This is a genomic window from Pseudomonas putida (assembly GCF_002741075.1).
In the GTDB taxonomy this organism is placed as follows: Bacteria; Pseudomonadota; Gammaproteobacteria; order Pseudomonadales; family Pseudomonadaceae; genus Aquipseudomonas; species Aquipseudomonas putida_T.
The window spans coordinates 1,102,742-1,122,150 of the sequence record NZ_CP016634.1; the positions used below are offsets into that span (position 1 = coordinate 1,102,742).

The 19,409-nt window shown below is 64.8% G+C and carries 16 protein-coding genes; 12 read left to right on the forward strand and 4 right to left on the reverse strand.

All coding sequences use genetic code 11. The features are described 5' to 3' along the window. The first annotated feature begins 83 nt into the window (after nt 1–83). The 10 genes from IEC33019_RS05550 to IEC33019_RS05595 all read left to right on the forward strand — a co-directional run bounded on the left by IEC33019_RS05550 (nt 84) and on the right by IEC33019_RS05595 (nt 11,780). The gene (locus tag IEC33019_RS05550; protein WP_070091526.1) at nt 84–1,820 is read left to right on the forward strand and encodes an amidohydrolase; all 1,737 of its coding nucleotides are present in this window, start codon (nt 84–86) and stop codon (nt 1,818–1,820) included. A gap of 16 nt (nt 1,821–1,836) precedes the next feature. Next, nucleotides 1,837–2,805, forward strand: coding sequence for a CobW family GTP-binding protein (locus IEC33019_RS05555; RefSeq protein ID WP_070091525.1), 969 nt, complete (start codon nt 1,837–1,839; stop codon nt 2,803–2,805). Nucleotides 2,806–3,225: 420 nt separating this feature from the next. Further along, nucleotides 3,226–4,827 (forward strand): 5-guanidino-2-oxopentanoate decarboxylase, encoded by a 1,602-nt coding sequence (locus tag IEC33019_RS05560; RefSeq protein WP_070091524.1) that lies wholly within the window; start codon nt 3,226–3,228, stop codon nt 4,825–4,827. 78 nt (nt 4,828–4,905) lie between these two features. Next, the gene (locus IEC33019_RS05565) at nt 4,906–5,709 is read left to right on the forward strand and encodes an ABC transporter ATP-binding protein (protein ID WP_070091523.1); all 804 of its coding nucleotides are present in this window, start codon (nt 4,906–4,908) and stop codon (nt 5,707–5,709) included. A gap of 87 nt (nt 5,710–5,796) precedes the next feature. Continuing rightward, on the forward strand, nt 5,797–6,573 hold the full coding sequence (locus IEC33019_RS05570) for a transporter substrate-binding domain-containing protein (RefSeq protein WP_070091522.1): 777 nt from the start codon (nt 5,797–5,799) through the stop codon (nt 6,571–6,573). Between the two features lie 37 nt (nt 6,574–6,610). Then, nucleotides 6,611–7,324, forward strand: coding sequence for an ABC transporter permease (locus IEC33019_RS05575; protein ID WP_070091521.1), 714 nt, complete (start codon nt 6,611–6,613; stop codon nt 7,322–7,324). Between the two features lie 10 nt (nt 7,325–7,334). Continuing rightward, nucleotides 7,335–8,030, forward strand: coding sequence for an ABC transporter permease (locus IEC33019_RS05580; RefSeq protein ID WP_070091619.1), 696 nt, complete (start codon nt 7,335–7,337; stop codon nt 8,028–8,030). Nucleotides 8,031–8,074: 44 nt separating this feature from the next. Continuing rightward, nucleotides 8,075–9,256, forward strand: coding sequence for a pyridoxal phosphate-dependent aminotransferase (locus tag IEC33019_RS05585; RefSeq protein WP_070091520.1), 1,182 nt, complete (start codon nt 8,075–8,077; stop codon nt 9,254–9,256). A gap of 131 nt (nt 9,257–9,387) precedes the next feature. Then, a complete protein-coding gene (locus IEC33019_RS05590; RefSeq protein WP_070091519.1) occupies nt 9,388–10,848 on the forward strand; it encodes an aldehyde dehydrogenase family protein in 1,461 nt (486 codons plus the stop codon). Between the two features lie 107 nt (nt 10,849–10,955). Next, the gene (locus IEC33019_RS05595) at nt 10,956–11,780 is read left to right on the forward strand and encodes a substrate-binding periplasmic protein (RefSeq protein ID WP_070091518.1); all 825 of its coding nucleotides are present in this window, start codon (nt 10,956–10,958) and stop codon (nt 11,778–11,780) included. An 8-nt stretch (nt 11,781–11,788) separates the two neighbouring features. Here IEC33019_RS05595 and IEC33019_RS05600 read toward each other — a convergent pair whose 3' ends face one another. Next, nucleotides 11,789–13,258 carry an aldehyde dehydrogenase family protein gene (locus tag IEC33019_RS05600; RefSeq protein ID WP_070091517.1) on the reverse strand — a complete coding sequence of 490 codons (1,470 nt, stop codon included), beginning with the start codon at nt 13,256–13,258 and terminating at the stop codon, nt 11,789–11,791. Nucleotides 13,259–13,462: 204 nt separating this feature from the next. On the opposite strand from IEC33019_RS05600, the gene IEC33019_RS05605 reads away from it, so the two are divergent. Further along, a complete protein-coding gene (locus IEC33019_RS05605; RefSeq protein ID WP_070091516.1) occupies nt 13,463–14,212 on the forward strand; it encodes a class II aldolase and adducin N-terminal domain-containing protein in 750 nt (249 codons plus the stop codon). A gap of 56 nt (nt 14,213–14,268) precedes the next feature. Continuing rightward, the gene (locus IEC33019_RS05610; RefSeq protein WP_070091515.1) at nt 14,269–15,216 is read left to right on the forward strand and encodes a choline ABC transporter substrate-binding protein; all 948 of its coding nucleotides are present in this window, start codon (nt 14,269–14,271) and stop codon (nt 15,214–15,216) included. A 122-nt stretch (nt 15,217–15,338) separates the two neighbouring features. Here IEC33019_RS05610 and IEC33019_RS05615 read toward each other — a convergent pair whose 3' ends face one another. From IEC33019_RS05615 to IEC33019_RS05625, 3 genes are all read right to left on the reverse strand, one after another. Continuing rightward, nucleotides 15,339–16,388: a GlxA family transcriptional regulator gene (locus IEC33019_RS05615; RefSeq protein WP_070091618.1), complete on the reverse strand. Its 1,050-nt coding sequence runs from the start codon at nt 16,386–16,388 to the stop codon at nt 15,339–15,341. A 111-nt stretch (nt 16,389–16,499) separates the two neighbouring features. Then, the gene (locus tag IEC33019_RS05620; protein ID WP_070091514.1) at nt 16,500–18,161 is read right to left on the reverse strand and encodes a choline dehydrogenase; all 1,662 of its coding nucleotides are present in this window, start codon (nt 18,159–18,161) and stop codon (nt 16,500–16,502) included. A gap of 21 nt (nt 18,162–18,182) precedes the next feature. Then, the gene (locus IEC33019_RS05625) at nt 18,183–19,346 is read right to left on the reverse strand and encodes an aromatic ring-hydroxylating oxygenase subunit alpha (RefSeq protein ID WP_099593153.1); all 1,164 of its coding nucleotides are present in this window, start codon (nt 19,344–19,346) and stop codon (nt 18,183–18,185) included. Nucleotides 19,347–19,409: the final 63 nt, after the last annotated feature.

A 19,409-nucleotide genomic window follows, 5' to 3' on the forward strand; every position in this document is an offset into this window, starting at 1 on the left:
GGCGTCTGTGGCGCCTTTTGAACAACGTGGTTTTTTCTTGGACTGGCGCTGATCCCAGCTGCCATAGAAAGGTATTACCTGCAATGAGTGCGATGACCGACTACCGCTCCAGCCATGTGCCTGGCCCCCGTGGCGCCGCCGACCTGGTGTTCCTCAATGGCCGTATCTACACCGTCAATGAAGCCGAGCCCTGGGCTGAGGCCGTGGCCATTCGAAATGGTAGTTTCGTCGCGGTGGGCGCAAACGACGACGTTGCCGAGTTCATCGGGCCTCGCACGCAGGTGGTCGATCTCGATGGCCGTTTCGCTATGCCCGGCATCTATGACATGCACACCCACCCAGACCTGAAGCTTGCGCCCGGCTACTCCGGTTACCTGGAGGTCGGCGTCAGCGACCCGACCCCGGAACAGGTGCGCCAGGCCATCCTCGACTACGCCGCCGAGCACCCAGGCGATGGCTGGGTGTATGGGCAGTACTTCGTGCGTTACACCTTCAAGCAGGCCGGGCTGGTGCCGTCGCGTCAATGGCTGGACAGCGTGCTGCCGGATCGCCCGGTGGCCATCCTCGATCGCTCCTGGGGCTGCATGATGGTCAACTCCCGGGCCCTGGAAATCGCCGGCATCGACGCCGACACTGTCGACCCTCGGCACGGCTACATCGAGCGCGACAGCGTCACCGGCGAGCCGACCGGCATCCTGGTTGACGGCGCCTATGCCCTGATGCACGCCGCCATGCCCCCTACGCCACAGCACGCGTTGAAGCGGGCCTACCGTGAGGGCGTGTGGTTCCAGAGCGGTCATGGTGTGGTCGGCACCAAGTATGTGCATGTGTGCGAGCACCGCTTGAATGCTCTCAAGGCGATCGACCAGGCCGGCGAGCTGTCGGTGCGTGTGGAGGCCGCGATCAGCTGGCAGGACGATATCTTCCCGGTCAAGCGCCGTTGGGAACTGCTGGCCGGGGAGCGTCACTTCTATCGCAGCGCGCGGCTCAACGCCAACGCGGTCAAGTTCCACTTCGACGGCACCCATGAATCGCGCTCCTCCTACCTGTCCACCGCATGGCCGGGCGAGGAGCGTTGGCGCGGCCACCTGAACCTGACCCCCGAGCACATCACCGACATGGTGGTGGACATGGACCGCCGCGGGATCCGCGTCATCGCCCACTGCACCGGCGACGGCGCGTCCGACCTGTTCCTCGATGCCGTGGCCACGGCGCGTCGCAAGAACGGCCCGGATGGCGTGCGCCACCAGTGCGCCCACAGCACCACGTTGCTCGACGGCAACCTGCCGCGCTTCGCCGCGCTCAACGTCACGGCCGAGTTCTCGCCGGTGGGTTGGTTCCCGTCGTCGTTCGCCAATGCCCGTGCGGTGTTCGGCGAGGACCGCATGCAGCGGGCCTACAACTTCAAAGGTGTGTTCGACCACGGCGGCGTTGCGGTAATGGGCACCGACTGGCCGGTCTCGAGCATCAACCCCTGGATCGGTTTCGAAGCGATGGTCACCCGGCAGAACCCGTTCGGCGAGGAGCAGGGCAGCTTCTACGGCGCGCCCATCACGCTGGAACAGGCGATCCGCGTGATGACCATCAATGGCGCCTGGTGCATGGGCATCGAAGACAAGGCCGGGTCCATCGAGACAGGCAAGTCCGCCGACATGATCGTGCTCGATCGCAACCTGTTCGAAGTCGAGCCCAAGGGCAACATCCACAACACCCAAGTGCAGATCACCGTGCTCGAAGGTGAAGTCACCTGGGACCGCAACGGCGAGTTTGACGCCAGTGCCCATGCGGCCACCTGGCGCCGCGAACTCCCCAACTTCTAAAGGCGGGCCGTTTTTCATGAACACGCAGTCTCCCATTCCGGTCACGCTGGTGTCGGGGTTTCTCGGCTCCGGGAAAACCACCTTGCTCAACAAGATCCTCAGCAGCGATCACGGCTTGCGCATGGCGGTGATGGTCAATGACTTCGGTGCGATCAACATCGATAGCGACTTGATCGTCAGCCAGACCCAGACCACGGTCAGCCTGGCCAATGGCTGCATCTGCTGCACGGTCGAAAGCGACTTGATCGAGCAACTGAGTCGCTTGCTGAGCGACCGGCAGAATCGGCCGGAGTACATCCTGATCGAGGCGAGCGGAGTGTCGAGCCCAGGCAAGATCGCCCGCACGCTGAAGTACCCGCAGTTTCGCGAGGCGCTGGCGATCGACAGCATCATCACCGTAGTGGACACCGAGCAATTCGAGCAGCTCGAAGGCGAAATGGCGCAACTGGCCATGGACCAGCTGGATGTAGCGGACATCATCGTGCTGAACAAGGTGGACCGGGTCGAGCCCGACCAGATCGAGGCGCTCAAGCGCCGTTGGCTGTACCCCCGGGCGCGGATTCTCGAATGCCAGTATGGCGACGTTGCGCTGGAACTGATCCTGGGGATAGGGCGGGGCAACCCGCTTGCGCCCTTTACCCAGGTGAAACCGGCATCACCGCTGAGCCTGGACCGAGAGGAGGCGGATCACGCCCGCGTGTTCGAGTCCTGGAGTTTTGCCAGCGACCGGCCGATGGCGCTCGATACCCTGCGCTCGACCTTGGCCCAGTTGCCGACGTCGATCTACCGGGCCAAGGGCACTGTGCACATCGCCGAGGTGCCGGGCACGCGTTTCATCATGCACCTGGTCGGCAGCCGCTGCGAGATCCTGCCCGACCGCGCCTGGGGCGATGACACGCCGCACACTCAACTGGTGTGCATCGGCAAGCGGGGCACCCTGGCCCGTCAGGCGCTCGAGGTGAGCTTCCAGGCCTGTAGGGTCTAGGCAGAATCGCCAATAGCGCGTCAGGGCACATGACGCGCTTCATTCACCTCAGGGGCAATCCCGACCCCGTCCTTCGCGTTCCCCTTCTTGGCGTAGTTGCCGTGCTTTCACGGCACCTGCGCCATCTTCTTCCCCGCCAAGGCCTCTGCGCAGCGAACACACAGGCCTGGTGAATCCTACCTTTCTGACCCTTGGCGACCGCTCTGGCTTGAGCGGTTTCGGCCTGTTAGGTCATTTCACGACTTGATTGGTTTCTGGCGACCTCGGCCGCTCGGGGGAATCGCCTTTTCAGGCGCTTTTGGTATACCGGCGAATGGTGAGCAGATATCAACAATGGGCCAAATTTAATTCGATTGTGGTTGCCCTGCATCTCCTGAAAAATGCCTCGGCGGTCGAGTAAAAATAACAGGAGAAGACCCAATGACCAGTTGTGCTCAGGCGCTCGTCAAACTGCTTGAAGGTTATGGTGTGGACACCGTGTTCGGTATTCCGGGCGTGCACACTGTTGAGTTGTATCGCGGATTGGACGGTAGCCACCTTCGCCACGTCAGCCCCCGCCACGAGCAGGGTGCAGGCTTCATGGCGGATGGATATGCCCGAGCCAGCGGCAAACCGGGTGTGTGCTTTATCATCACAGGGCCCGGCATGACCAACATTCTCACCGCCATGGGCCAGGCCTATGCCGATTCGGTGCCGATGCTGGTGATCTCCACCACCAGCCGGCGCGAGCACCAGCGCCTGGGTCACGGTTACCTGCACGAATTGCCCGACCAGCGGGCGATGATTGCCGGGGTGTGTGCCTTCAGCCATACCCTGCAGCGCCCCCAGGAGTTGCCCGAAGTGATTGCCCGGGCCTTCGCCCTGTTCGGTTGCGCTCGCCCGCGTCCGGTTCATATCGAAATCCCGCTGGATGTGCTCGAGATGCCGGCCGACGGCCTGGACCTGCGCCCACGTGCCCTGCCTTCGGCCAGTGCGCCTGCCGCTTCGGCCATCGAGCAAGCGGCGGCCCTGCTGGGCAAGGCCCGGCGTCCGCTGATCCTTGCCGGCGGCGGCGCGCGAGGTGCCAGTGACGCTCTGCGCACCCTGGCCGAGCGCCTTCAGGCCCCGGTTGCCCTGACCACCAATGCACGTGGGCTGCTGCCGCCGACCCATCCCTTGCTGCTGGACGGCGTCCAGTCCAGCGCCCATGGCCGTGCGCTCTTTGCCCAGGCAGACGTGGTGCTGGCGGTGGGGACCGAGCTGGGTGAGACGGACTACGACTTCTTCGGCCTGGGGCCCTTGGCCCTGGATGTGCCGGTCATTCGCCTGGACATTGACCCGATGCAGATCTTGGGCGTGCAACGCGCGGCCATCGGCCTGCTCGGCGACGCACAGCTTGGGCTGCAAGCCCTGAACGCGGCCCTGCCAGGCACAACCCCTGACAGCGACTGGGCGTCGGTGAGCGTGGCGCAGGTCAATGCCGCCGAGCGGGCCGGTTGGACCGGCAAACAGCAGGCGATGCAAGCAGTGCTGGATACGCTGCGTGACAGCCTGCCTGCGCCGATCCTGGTCGGCGACTCGACGCAACCGGTGTACCAAGGCGCCCTGGGCTATCGCGCCCCTGCGCCTTGCACCTGGTTCAACGCCGGAACCGGTTACGGCACGCTGGGATACGGCTTGCCGGCGGCCATCGGGGCCAAGGTCGCGTTGCCGGAGCGCGCGGTCGTGGCCCTGGTGGGCGATGGTGGCATGCAGTTCTCGAGCGCTGAACTCATCGCGGCCCGGGAGCATGGCATCGGGGTCATCCTGGTGCTGTGGAACAACCAGTGTTATGGCGAGATTCGCGACTACATGACCGCGCGTGAGATCCCGCCCTTGGGCGTGGACATCCTGACGCCGGACTTCGCCGCCTTCGCGCGCTCTTGCCATGTCCAGCATCACACCGCCACCAGCCTGGCTGGCCTACGTGACCTGCTGCAAGGCCTGGACACCCGCGCGCCGCACTTCATCGAACTGAACGCCTCGGACTTCCTGCCCACCTGAGCACACTGCGTGACCCCGCCGCGTGACGCGGCGGCCGCTACTCGGTTGGGTTGATCAACAACAATGGGACATCCAAGAATGATCCACGAAAAAGGGCTGCCAAGCCTGCAGTCCACCCCCGTCGTCGCCATCGATGACCTGCACAAGAGCTATGGCGATCATCATGTCCTGAAAGGGATCTCCCTGCGCGCCCATGAGGGGGACGTGGTGTCCCTGATCGGCTCCAGTGGTTCAGGCAAAAGTACACTGCTGCGCTGCATCAACCTGCTGGAGATCCCCAACGCCGGCACGCTTCGCGTGAATGGCGAAGAGGTCAAGTTCAAGCAAGGGCGCAGTGGCGTGCAGGAGATTGCCGACCTGCGCCAGGTCGAGCGGCTTCGCGCCACCCTGAGCATGGTCTTCCAGAATTTCAATCTGTGGCCCCATCGCACGGTCCTGGAAAACGTGATCGAAGCGCCGGTCCATGTGCTGGGTGAAAAGCGCCAGGATGCGATCGAGCATGCCGAGCAACTGCTGGAGAAGGTCGGGCTTGCGCACAAGCGCCATGACTACCCCTCGTTCCTGTCCGGCGGCCAGCAGCAGCGGGTCGCCATCGCCCGTGCACTGGCGGTGCGTCCGAAGGTGATGCTGTTCGACGAGCCCACCTCGGCGCTGGACCCGGAACTGGTCGGGGAGGTCCTTAAGGTGATCCGTGGCATCGCCGAGGAAGGGCGCACGATGATTCTCGTGACCCATGAGATGGCGTTCGCCCGGGATGTCTCCAGCCAGGTCGTGTATCTGCACCAAGGCCAGATCGAAGAACAGGGCCCGCCCCAGCAGGTGATGCTGAACCCGAACAGCGAGCGTTGCCGACAGTTCGTCATGGCGCAACATAACCGCTGAAAACACACGCATTTCATCCGCCGGGGGCGCGCAGCCCTCGGTATGTCCGCTGCCAAAACCAAACAATAGTTGCAAAAGGACTGTTCAATGAAAAAGACCCTCGTTGCTTTCGTGCAGACATTCATCCTGGCCGGCGCGATCAATGTCGCCCATGCCGACGACAAAGTGGTGTTCGCGATTGCCCAGGAACCCTATCCGCCGTTTTCCTATAAGGACAGCAGCGGCGTCTGGAGTGGTTTCGAGCCTGAGCTGATCACTGAGGTGTGCAAGCGCATGCAGGCCGACTGCACGCTCAAGGAGCTGGCCTGGGACGGCTTGATCCCGGCGCTGCGCTCCAAGCAGGTCGACGTCATCATGAACTCGTTGTCCATCACCCCTGAGCGCGAGCAGGTCGTCGACTTCACCGAGCCCTACATCGAGACCCCGGCATTGTGGGTCGGTGATGCGGCCCTGGCGCTGACGCCAACGCCTGAAGGGCTCGAAGGCAAGACCATCGGCGTCCAGGGTTCGACCAGCCACTCGGCCTACGTGAAGCAGTACTTCGGCAAGACCTCGACCATCCGTTACTACAACGACCAGGACGATCTGCTGGCTGACCTGCGCAGTGGCCGGATCGACATCATGCTCGCCGACAAGATCTCGGTGGAGCCGATGCTGGCGCTGCCCGACAACGCGATGCTCGAAAGCAAGGGCGTCGCCCCGGCCGACCCGCTGTTCGGCAAGGGCATCGGTGCGGCGGTGCGCAAGGGCGACGACGCCCTGCGCGAGAAGCTGAACAAGGCGCTGAAATCCGTGCGTGAAGATGGCACCTACGACGCCATCGGCGCGCGCTATTTCAAGGCCACTGCTTCAGCCTCCCAATGAGACCAGTTGCAATGGACGCGGGTGATCGGGTGCTTGTATGACCATTTCTGATATCTCCAATCTGCTGTTCGCCGAGGGCTGGGTGCAGACCCTGGCCCAAGGCGCGGTCAAAACCCTGGGTATTTCCCTGGGGGCCTTTGCGCTGGGGCTGTGTATCGGCCTGCTGGTCGCGCTGGCCAAGCTCAGGGGGCCGCGCTGGCTGGTCGCCTGCGCCAATTGCTACACCACGCTGTACCGCGCCGTGCCGGAGCTGCTGTTGATCCTGCTGTTGTACTACGCCGGCACCGACCTGCTGAACCTGGCGATGGCTGCCATGGGCCGGCCCAGTGTCGAGGTCAACGGCTTCATGGCGGCGGTCGTGGTGCTGGGGATCGTCCAGGGCGCCTATTCGGGCGAGGTGATTCGCGGAGCGATCGAGGCGATTCCGCCGGGGCTCGTGGAGGCCGGCAGGGCCTACGGTATGTCCCGGCTGAAACTGCTGAGTCGCGTCATCCTGCCGTGCATGTTGCCTTTCGCCATCGCCGGCCTGTCCAACCTGTGGCTGGTGCTGGTCAAGGACAGCGCACTCATCAGCGTGGTGGGCTACAGCGAGCTGTTGACCGCCGGGCGACAGGCTGCCGCCACGACCAAACACTACCTGCTGTTCTACCTGGCGGTCGCGGTGTTCTATTACGTCATCACCTTGGTCTCCAGCATGGTGTTCCGCAAGTTCGAGTCCAGCTTCGAGCGCTGGATGCCCAGGAACGTATAAGGTGACGATCATGGATTTGTCATGGCTGAATAATTTTTCGAGTGAACTGGTGCGGGGCGCCGGCCTGACCGTGCAGTTGCTGCTCTTCTCGGCAGGCTTTGGTTTCCTGTTGGCCATCGCGGTGGCGCTGGGGCGCTTGTCGAACAACCTCGTGCTGTCCAACGCGGCCAGGTTCTTCAGCAGCGTGATCCGCGGCACGCCGCTGCTGGTGCAGATCTACATCCTCTATTACGGGGTGGGCAGTGTCCTGGCCGGGTTCCCGCTGATCAGGGGTGGCGTGTTGTGGCCCTACCTGCGTGAAGGGTTCTGGTATGTCGCCCTGGCCCTGACCCTGAGCGTCGGCGCCTATGTGGGCGAAGTGCTGCGCAGCGGCCTGCGTGCGGTGCCCAAGGGCGAGCTGGAAGCGGCACGGGCCTATGGCATGCGCCGTGGGCAGATCCTGCGCCGGGTCTGGTTGCCGCGTGCCTTGCAGATGGTCCGTCCGACCCTGGCGGGGGAGAGCGTCATGCTGCTGAAGTCCACGGCACTGGCCTCCACCGTTGCGGTGACTGACCTGTTGGGCGCTGCCAACATCGTGCGTTCGCAGACCCTGCGGGTCTATGAGCCGCTGCTGTTGGTGGCAATCACCTACATTGTCCTGGCCCTGGTCATCGAAAAGAGCTTCAAACTGATGGGCAACACCGCCTCGCAGCGTCGAGTCCACTGACTAACGTAATGGCGTGGGTTCGTACGCCAGAAAAGGAATGTTCAATGAAGTATTCATCTTTGGTTCAACGCATCAGCGGCGAGAGCGTGGCCGCCTGGGACATCCACTACGCCGCCTGCCAAGCGCAGGAGCGGGGCGAGAACGCGATCATCCTGAGCATTGGCGATCCGGACTTCGCGACGGACGATGCGATCTGCGAAGCGGCGATCCAGGCCCTCAAGGACGGCGATACCCACTACACGCCCGTGGTGGGTCGGGCCAAGCTGCGCGAAGCCATCGCCGCCAAGCAACGCAAGCTGCTGGGGATGCCGGTGGCCGCCGAGAACATCGCCCTGGTGGCCGGTGCGCAGAACGGCCTGTATGCCGTGGCCATGTGCCTGTTCGAAAGCGGTGACGACGTCCTGGTGCCCGAGCCGATGTACCTCACCTACGCCGCCAGTGTGCAAGCCAGCGGTGCGCGCCTGGTGTGCATCGAGCAGTCTGCCGACAAGGACTTTCGCCTGACCGCCGAAGCGCTCGAGGCCGCGCTGACCCCCAATACCCGGGGCATTGCCCTGGCCACGCCGAACAACCCCACGGGCAACGTCTATACCCGCGAGGAGCTGGAGGCTGTTGCCGAGGTGGCGCGTCGGCACGACCTGTGGGTGATCTCCGACGAGGTCTACTGCCAGCTGACCTATGGCGCACCGCACATCAGCATCGCCAGCATGGACGGCATGGCCGAGCGCACGGTGGTGCTCAACAGCCTGTCGAAATCCCACGCCATGACCGGCTGGCGGGTGGGTTGGATCGTCGCCCCGCAGGATCTGATCCAGCATCTGGACAACCTGCTGCTGTGCATGCTGTACGGCCTGCCGGGGTTCGTGCAGGAGGCGGCGCTCAAGGCCATCGAGCTGGACGACGAAATCGTCGCCTCGGCCCGTGAGGTCTATACCCGTCGACGCAACCTGATCGCCCGCGAGTTGGACGGGGTTCCGTTGATCAAGGGCAAAGTGCCGGAGGCGGGCATGTTCATGCTGCTGGACATTCGTGAAACGGGCTTGTCGGGCGTCGATTTTGCCTGGGCGCTGTTCCGCGAGACCGGTGTTTCGGTGCTCGATGCACAGGCCTTTGGCGCCAGCTGCGCAGGCTTTGTGCGGGTGTCGTTCACCGTCGCCGACAAGGACCTGCTGGACGCTTGCCAGCGGATTCGGCAGTTCATCGAGACGCTGCAGGCCAGCCGCTGAGCCTCGCCTTCGTTCGCGGTGCTTGAAGACCCAGCGCTCGCAAGAGGCTGGGTCTTCAACGTTTCTCATGTCGCTACGTCACTGCGCGCTGCAGGCATTGCAGGGCCGTTGACGCTTGTGGAGTCAATACGATGTTCCATTCTGAATGTTCATCCGAGCTCGTCGCGGGTGTGCTGGTCGGCAACCAATGGCTGGCGGGCGGGCCGCTGCTCGAGGTCTTCAACCCCAGCACCGAGGATCGCCTGGCCACGGTCAGCACCGGTGACAGTCAAACCGTGGACCTTGCCGTGCAAAGCGCCGCGCAGGCCTTCCCGGCGTGGTCGGCCAGCACAGGCGCATTCCGTGGCGCGCTGCTCAGAAGGATCGCCGAAGGCGTTCGGCAGAACAGACAGCAGCTGATGACGCTGCAATCGCGCAACAGCGGCAAGCCCCTGGCCGAGGCCGGGCTCGACGTGGATGACGTGATCGCCACCTTCGAATACTACGCCGACCTGGCCCAGGATCTCGATGCGGCGCAGGACCGTGGCGTTGCGCTGCCCAGCAGCGATTTCGCCGCCCGCTTGCGGCGAGAGCCCTGTGGCGTCGTGGCGCTCATCGTGCCCTGGAACTTCCCCATGGTGACCACCGCCTGGAAGCTGGCGCCGGCCCTGGCGGCTGGCTGCACGGTGGTGCTCAAGCCCTCCGAGGTCACGCCGCTGCCGGAGCTTGCGCTGGCGCGGATCATGCTGGACGCCGGGTTGCCCACCGGAGTGCTGAACGTGGTATGCGGCACGGGCTTGGCCGTGGGCGCGCCGTTGTCGAGCCACCGGCAGGTGGCCAAGATTTCCTTCACTGGCAGCAATGCGGTGGGGGTCCAGGTGATGCAGCGGGCGGCGGAGACCGTGAAGGGTGTGAGCCTGGAGCTTGGCGGCAAGTCCTCGCTCATCGTGCTCGAGGATGCCGATCTTGAGCTTGCCGTGGAGCTGACCTGCGCCGGCGGGTTCTACAACGCAGGCCAGATGTGCTCGGCGACCAGCCGGGTGCTGGTGGCCGAGCACTTGGCCGAGGCCTTCGTGGACAAGGTCAAGGCCCGTGCCCGGGCGATCTGCGTGGGCGACCCCTTCGTCGAAGGCGTGCAGATGGGCCCGTTGGTCAACCGGGCGCAATATGAGCGGGTACTGACCCACATCGCCCGTGGGCTGGCCGCTGGGGCTCGGCTCGAATGCGGCGGTCGGCGGCCCGAGGGGATGGACCGTGGGTTCTACATTGCGCCGACGGTTTTCACCGAGGTCGCCCTGGACAGCAGCGTGTGGAACGAGGAAATCTTCGGCCCGGTGATCTGCATCCGTCGATTCAGCTCAGAGCAAGAAGCCATCGCGCTCGCCAATCAAAGCGACTTTGGTCTGGTGGCGACGGTGGTCAGCAAGGACCATGATGCCGCCAACCGCGTGGCCGACGCCCTGCAGGCTGGCATGGTGTGGATCAACGCGCCGCAGGTGATCTTCCCGCAGACGGCGTGGGGCGGGTACAAGCAAAGCAGTATCGGGCGCGAACTCGGCCCCTGGGGACTGGCCTCGTTCCAGGAGTTGAAGCACGTGGTGCGGGCGGTCTGATCACCCTGGGCCCCAGGATGTACCTGGGGCCTCGGGCTCGCGACCTGCGATAGACGCTACACTTGCATCGTCGAGATAGGCTGGCACGACTGAACCGAGGGCACCCCATGCGCAAGCTTTGTCGACCGATGACCTTGGCACTGGCGTTTTCCCTGCTAGCCCCGACGGCTGCCTGGGCGGCGCAGCCGTGCAAGCGACTGCGGGCAACGGGCAACCCTGAGTACCCGCCCTACTTGTGGCGCGACCCGCAGAACCCGCAACGGCTGATCGGCGCCAACGCCGATCTGCTCAAACGCCTTGGTACCGAACTGGGGCTTGAGATTGAGGTGGTCTATGGCGGGCCCTGGTCGCGTGCGCAGGAGGAGGTCAAGAGCGGGCGGATCGACTTGATCGCCGGTGCCTTTCGGACCGCATTGCGCGAAGTCTCCATGGATTTCATCCCGCCGCCGTTCCTGAACACGCCCAGCGTGGTCTGGGTGCGTCACGACGACCCGTTTTCCTACACCGGCTGGGCCGACCTGCAAGGGCGCAGCGGCGGGACCTTGGTCAACAACAGCTACGGCCAGCAATTTGACGACTACGCCAGTGCCCACCTGAACCTCGAAGCGGTCCCCAGCGCGGCCCAAGCGTTCCGCAAGCTGTTGTTCAAACGCAACGACTACGTCATCTACGAGCTTTACCCCGGTCTGGCGCTGGCCCGGACCCTGGGCATCACCCAGCAGGTCCAGGCCCTGGCCCCTCCGGTTTCCAGTGAGGGGCTGTACCTGACGGTCTCGCATCAATCGCCCTGCAACCAGCCTGAGCTTCGGGCACAACTGGCACAGAAACTGACCGAATTGCTCGACCGTTCCGTGCCCAGGCAACTGCTGGAACAGAACCTCAAGCGCTGGCAGGACCAGCAGCCTCAGCAGGGCGCTGCGGGCAAGCCTTGACGGCGCCTTCACGTGAACCAGTTCAGCGCCCGCGGCTCGCAGTTGAGTAGCACATGTTTGAGTTCGCTGAACTCCTCAAGGCCCGCCGCCGACAGCTCGCGGCCAATGCCGCTGGCCTTGACGCCGCCCCAGGGCGCCTGGGGAAAGGCCAGGTTGTAGTCGTTCACCCACAGTGTCCCGACCCGTAGCCGCCGAGCCAGACGATTGGCACGGCCAAGATCGCAGGTCCAGACGCCGGCCGCCAGGCCATACGGCGTATCGTTGGCAAGCTGCACGGCGTGGTCCTCGTGGGTGAAGCGCTCGACGGTGATCACTGGGCCGAAGATTTCTTCGTGGGCGATGCGCATGTCGGCCTGAACTTCGCTGAGCAGGGTAGGGCGCAGCCAGAACCCCTTGCCCAGGTGCGCTTCTGCGGGGATGTGCCCTCCTGCGCACAGGCGGGCGCCTTCACCCTGCGCCGAGTGAACCAGTGACAGCACGCGATCCCGGTGGGCCGCCGATATCAGCGGCCCCATGCGCGTGCGGCTGTCGAAGCCATCGCCCAGGACGATGGCCTCGATGCGTTCGGCCAAGCGCTCGACGAAGCGGTCATGGATGCTCGCCTCCAGCAACAGGCGCGAGCCGGCCGAGCACACTTGTCCGGCGTTGAAGAACACGGCGTTGAGCGCTTGGTCCAGGGCCACGTCCAGGTCGGCGTCGGCAAACACGATGTTTGGGTTCTTGCCGCCGAGCTCCAGCGCCAGGCGCTTGAAGTTGCCGCTGGCGGCCTGCATGACCTTGGCGCCGGCCATGGCGCCGCCGGTGAAGGACAGCATGTCCACCCGCGCACTGAGCGCCAGGCGATGCCCCACGGCGCCGTCGCCGCAGACGAGGTTGAACACTCCGCGCGGCAGCGCCAGCGTGTCCAAAAGGCCTGCCAGGTGCAGGGCACTGAGCGGCGTCAGTTCGCTGGGCTTGAGAATCACCGTGTTGCCCGCGGCCAGGGCGGGTGCGAGTTTCCAGGCCGTCTGCAGCAGCGGGTAGTTCCACGGCACGATCAGCGCGCAGACGCCTACCGGCTCGTGGCGTGTGACGCTGATGACATGGGCGGGCGCGTGGGGGTGGGCGATATCGGTGCGCGCTTCGAGCAGCCCTGCGTAGTAGCGGAAGGTCGCCACCACGCAGGCCAGGTCGGCCTCGCTTTCGCCGAGGGTCTTGCCCGTGTTGAGGGTTTCCAGGCGGGCCAGGTGGGCGGCCTCGGTTTCGATGGCTGCCGCGATGTGCAGCAGCACTGCGCTGCGCTCACTCGGCGGCAGCTGTGGCCAGGGGCCGTGGTCGAAGGCGTGGCGGGCGGCATCGATCGCGGCCTCGACATCCTCGGTGTTGGCTTCCGGCGCCAGGGCGAGCAGGCTTTCGTCGGCGGGGTTGATGATTTCCCGATAGCGCTTGCTGCGCGGTTCACGCCATTGCCCTGCAATGAAAAGCTGATGGTGCGACATGCTGCGTTTCCTCGTTTGCGTTGGCAATGGCCGCACCATAGCCAGGCGCCTGGGCGCTAACTTGACCGAATGCGACAGACGTCGTCGCGCCGTTCATTCGCGACAAGCCAGGTCGCATCGCATCAAGTCCTCGTTGGCGCGCTCCCTAGACTCGGGAATGTGAATGCGTGCCCGAGGGGCGCGCTCTACGCCTGAGGAGCTGCCATGCACAACCCATCCATCGCCCTGTTAGACGCCCATGCCCAGGGCCGCGTCGAACTCGCCTGCGCGTTTCGCTGGACCGCCCGTCTGGGGATGCACGAGGCCATTGCCAACCATTTCAGCCTGGCCGTGTCCGAGGACGGCCGGCGCTTTCTGATCAATCCCTATGGGCGGCATTTTTCCAGGATCCGCGCCAGTGACCTGCTGCTGCTCGATGCCGATGACCCATCGGCCCTGCAGCGCCCCGGGGCGCCGGACATTACCGCCTGGGCGTTGCACAGCGCCCTGCACCGGCAGCACCCGCACGCGCGCTGCATCCTGCATGTGCATTCCAAGTACGCCACGGCCTTGGCCTGTCTGGCCGATTCACGCCTGCCGCCGATCGAGCAAAACGCCATGCGGTTCTTCGAGCGCGTGGCCATCGACGAGGGCTTCGACGGCATGGGCCTGGGGGATGAAGCGCAGCGGGTGAGCCGTCAGCTGGGCGACAAGCCGATCCTGCTCATGGGCAATCACGGCGTGCTGGTGGCGGCGCCCAGCGTGGCCCAGGCCTTCGACGATCTCTACTACTTCGAGCGCGCCTGCGAGCTTTACCTCACCGCCCTTGCCACTGGGCGCCCGCTGCGCATCGCCAGCGACGCCGTGGCGCGCAAGACCGCCCAGCAATGGCTGGACTACCCGGACTTCGCCGTCCGCCATTTTGCCGCGCTGCAGGACATCCTCGATGAACAGGAACCGGACTACCGCACCTGAAGGGGGCGTCATCGCCCATTGCCATGCCCACCCTCAACCGTTCTGGAGTCGCTCGCATGCCGAAGAAAACAGCCGTATCCGTGCTCGCTGGATCGCTGCTCGCCGCATCCATCGCCACCGCCCAGGCCGGTGAGCCCGCCGCCTGCCAGACCGTGCACTTTGCCGAGGTCGGCTGGGCCGATATTGCCGCCACCACAGGCCTGGCCACCACCGTGCTGCAGGGCCTTGGCTACAAGACCAAGACGCAGATGCTGTCGATTCCGATGGCGTACCAGGCCATGGAAATGAAAACGATCGATGTCTATCTCGGCGCGTGGATGCCCTCGATGGCAGCGATTTCCACGCCGTTTTTGGAAAAAGGCAGCGTCGAGCGGGTGCGCACCAACCTGACCGGTGCCAAATACACCCTGGCGGTGCCCGATTATGCCTACGAGGCCGGGCTCAAGGACTTCAAGGACATCGCCCGGCTCAAGGATTCACTGCAGGGGCGTATCTACGGCATCGAGGCGGGCAACGATGGCAACCAGATCATCCAGGGCCTGATCGACAAGGACCGCTACGGGCTCAAGGATTTTCGCCTGGTCGAATCGAGCGAGGCCGGCATGTTGGTGGAGGTGCGCCGGGCCGTGCGCTCGAAAAAGCCGATCGTGTTCCTGGGCTGGGAGCCGCACCCGATGAATACGCAATTGTCGATGCGCTACCTGAGCGGCGGCGATGCCGACTTCGGGCCCAACTATGGCGCCGCGGTGGTCGATACCCACACCCGAAAAGGTTTTGGCCAGGAGTGCCCGAACGTTGGGGCGCTGTTGTCGCGGATGGAGTTCCAGCTGGGAATGGAGAGCCAGATCATGGGCGCGATCCTCAACGACAAGCAAAAGCCCGCGTTGGCATCGCGTGAGTGGCTCAAGCGCAATCCGCAGGTGTTGGACAGCTGGTTGGCAGGGGTGACGACCTTCGATGGCCAGCCGGGAGCATCGGCGGTACGCAGTTACCTGGGGCTCTAGCGCCAAGCTGCTGGGCCCCCACAGGTACAGCGCCAAGCCGGAGAACGGCGCTGTACCTGTGGGAGCGGATTTACCCGCGAAGAAGGTGCAGCAGCCCCAAAGATCCGCTGCACGCCACGAGACTAGATCGCCAACGGCTGCCGATCATGCCCCAGCGGTTGGCGCATGACCGGTGCGTTCAAGCTTTGCGAACGGTCGTTGCTCGGCGCACAGCCAAACTTGGCGCGGTAGGCGCGGGAGAAGTGCTCCAGCGAGCCGAACCCTGCGCTGGCCGCGACCTGGGCGACGCTCATGCGGGTCTGCTGCAACAGGTTGTGCGCCCGCGCCAGGCGCAGGCTGAGGTAGTACTTCAACGGCGTAAGGCCAGTGTGCTGCATGAATTGGCGCTCCAACTGCCGACGCGACAGCGCCACCCGCTCGGCGATGGCTTCACAGCTCAGAGGCTCTTCCAGGTGCTGCTCCATCAGCTCGATAGCCCGGCCCATCTTGCCCGCCTGGGCATGCAGGCTGCGGCGATAGCCCTCGGCTTGTTGGACCTGCGGTTCGCGTACCTGCTCGATGAGCATGTGCATGGCCACCTCGCGCGCCAGGTTGCCGCCGGCCAGGTTGTCCAGCCAGTTGAGAACCATGTCCAGCACGGCGGTGGCGCCCGCGCAGGTCAGGCGTTTACGCCCCAGCGAGTAGAGTTGCGCGCAGGCCTGGACCTTGGGGTAGCTTTCCTGGAAACCTTGCAGGTTGTCCCAATGCACCGCAGCTGGGTGGCCATCGAGCACACCGGCTGCGGCGAGCAGTTCGGTGCCGGTCTCGATGCCGATCATGATCGCGCCGAACGCGGCCTGGCGCTTGATCCAGGCCTTCAGCGCCGGGTTGCGTGCGTGGCGGTGCACGTCGAAGCTGGCAATCACCGCGCAGGCGTCGAACTCGGTGTGCTCGCCAATGCCGGCCTGGGCGCTGGCCAGCAGGCCGTTGCTGGCGGGCACGGGCTGGCCATCCACCGAGAGCAGGGTCCATTGGAACAGACTACGTTGGGCCAGCCAGTTGGCGATCGAGAGCGGCTCGATCAGCGAGGCCAGGCCGAAGTTGGAGAATGACGGCAACAACAGGATGCCGATGCGCAGGGGAGGGCTGGCAGGGCCCTGCCACTGAAGGCCAAGGGTTTCGGATCGCTTCATGGTTGCACCAGGCTCGACAATGGGCGTCGGCTGCATGGGCCGGCGCCTCGTTCACGGAAAAGGCCCGCTGCGCCTATCCAAGCGCAGCGGGCCGGCTTTGGCAAGCGCGCTTCAGCGCTGACGCTCGCGCCAGTGCGGGTGGATCCATACCGGCGCATCGCTGGCGGGCAACGCGTCATGGCCGCGGATCAGGTCACTGGCCTTCTCGGCGATCATCACCGTGGGCGCATTGGTGTTGCCGCTGACGATCTGCGGCATGATCGAGGCGTCGACCACCCGCAGCCCACGCAGGCCATGCACGCGCAATTGCGGGTCGACCACCGCCTGCGGGTCGTCGGCCGGGCCCATCTTGCACGTGCCGCTGGCGTGATAGCCGGTCTCGGTGACGCGCCGCGCCCAGGCATCGAGCTGCGCATCGCTTACCTGGTCGGCACCGGGGACCAACTCGTCGCCCGCATAGGCACGCATCGCTGGTTGCGCGAGGATCTCGCGCACCAGGCGGGCACCGGCGCGCATGTCGGCGCGGTCGCGTTCCGTGGTGAGGTAGTTGAACAGGATGCGTGGCGGCTGGTGCGGGTCGGCGCTGAGCAGGCTGACGCTGCCCAGGCTGGTGGGACGCATCAGGTCGATGTGCACCTGGAAGGCGTGCTCCGGCACCAGGTCGACGCTGCCTGGCTGTACGGCCAGGGGCATGAACGTCAGCTGCAGGTCGGGAAACTCCACCCCCGCCCGCGAGCGTATGAAGGCGCCGGCTTCGAAATGATTGCTTGCCGCCAGGCCATCGTGGCTGGCGAACCAGCGTGCGCCGATCAGCCATTTGCCCGGCGCCCGCGTCCAGGGGTAGATCGACACCGGCTGCTTGCAGCGGTACTGCACCACGGTGTCGGGATGGTCATTGAGCCGCTGGCCAACCCCGGGCAGGTCGTGCACCACGGGGATGCCCAGGCGCTGCAGATCCTCGGCGGGGCCGACGCCAGAGAGCATCAGCAGTTGGGGTGAGTTGATGGCGCCTGCGCTGAGCAGCACCTCCTGGCGCACGCGCACCTGGTGTACGGCGCCGTCCATTTCGAACTCCACCCCGTAGGCCTGGTCGCCGTCGAAGAGAATCCGCCGGCTCAGCGCCGAGGTGGCGACGGTGACGTTGCCGCCTTGGAGGGCTTCGGCCAGGTAGCCGCGTGCGGTGCTCCAGCGCTTGCCGTCGCGGGTGGTGCGGTCGACCGGACCGAAGCCTTCCTGGCGGTAGCCGTTGAGGTCGGGGCTCGCGCCGTAGCCGGCTTGCAGGCCTGCTTCGATGAAGGCCTGGCACAGCGGTGGCGAGGTGTCGCCGGGGGTCACGTGGAGCAGTCCGGCGCCGCCACGGTAGAGGTCGGCGCCGTCCCGATGGTTTTGCGCACGGATGAAGTACGGCAGCACCTCGCGATAGCTCCAGCCCTGGCAGCCGTGTTCGGCCCAGCCGTCATAGTCGCGGGCATGGCCACGGATGTAGACCATGCCGTTGATCGACGAAGAGCCGCCCAGGGTGCGCCCGCGCGGCGTGCCGATGCGCCGACCGTCCAGGCCCGGCTCCGGTTCGCTGTTGTAGCGCCAGTTGAAACGCGTGCCGCCTACCACGATACCCACGGCCGAGGGCATGTCGATGGTCCAGCTGGCGTCCGGTGGGCCGGACTCCAGCACCAGGATGCGCAGCGCAGGGTTCTCGCCCAGGCGCTTGGCCAACACGCAACCGGCCGAGCCGGCGCCGATGATCACATAATCGTATTCATGCCCGAGCATAAGGCTCTCCCATGACAGCGGTCAGCGGCCTGCGCCGATCCCGTCGAACACCAGCTTGTGGAAGTGATGCACCAGGTGCTCGCTTTCGTTGCTGCGCTCGGCATCGATCATGTAGCGGCCCTGGTCGTAACCCAGCGAGCGCAGGCCTTTCTGCACACTGATGTTGAGCTCGATGTCTTCCGGGCCCAGGTCCTCGTTCATCCACTTCATGCAGGCATGGGAAACCGCCGGGACCTGTTCGTGCGGGCTGTAGTAGCCAAAGCGCAGCAGCGAGCGTTCGGCGTCCAGCGGAATCATGATGAAGGTGCCGAGGAACTCGGAGAACGGGAAGGTATAGAAGGTGTTGTTCGGCCACAGGCCAATGTTGAAGAAACGCTCGTCCGGGTTGCGCGGCCCGCTGAGCTTCACGCCGTAGGCTTCTTCGGCCTGCAGGTTGGCCGGGGCGATGTAGGTCCACCAGTTGTCGCGCTTGGTCAGGCGGTAGCCCTTGAAGTCGATCAGCTTGGCCAGGTCGATGTGGCAAGGACCGGACAGCTTGAAGTGATACCCCTCGATGGAGTTGTCCATGATCACCTTCCAGTTGGCCGGCACGATCACGTCCTGCTCCTCGATCAGGCGCATCTTGCCGAGGTCGGGGAAGACTGCGCGTATCGCTTCGTCGGCGCCGGGGAACAATTCGGCCAGCGAGGGTGCTTCGGCATCGAAGTTGAAGAAGACGAAGCCACCGAGTTCTTCGACGCGGACCTTGGGAATATTGAACTGTTGCTTGTCGAAGGCGATCAGCCGTTCGCTACGTGGAGCGCTGCGCAGGCTGCCGTCCATCTCGTAACACCAGGAGTGGTAGGCGCAGCGCAGCACCCGCGTGTCGCTGCCACGGCGCACGTCCAGCAGGCGATTGCCGCGGTGTTGGCAGACGTTGTGGAAGGCATTGATCTTGCCATCGTTGCCGCAGGCCACCACCACGCTCTGGTCAAAGATGTCGCAAACCACGAATTGCCCGGGCTCTGCGAATTCGTTGCGATGGCCCGCCAGGTGCCAGGCGCTCATGAAGATGCGGTCGCGCTCGGCGGCGAAAATCTGCTCATCGAAGAAGTACCGCGAGGGCAGGGTGAACGCCTGTTCCGCGCGCTGATCGGCCCAATCTGCAACGCAAGTGCTGTGCTTGAACTGTTCGACGGATTGCATGGCTGGTCTCCTCCAGACACTGCCCCTTGGGTTCGGTAAGGGGCTTGCTCGGGAGTTAATCTA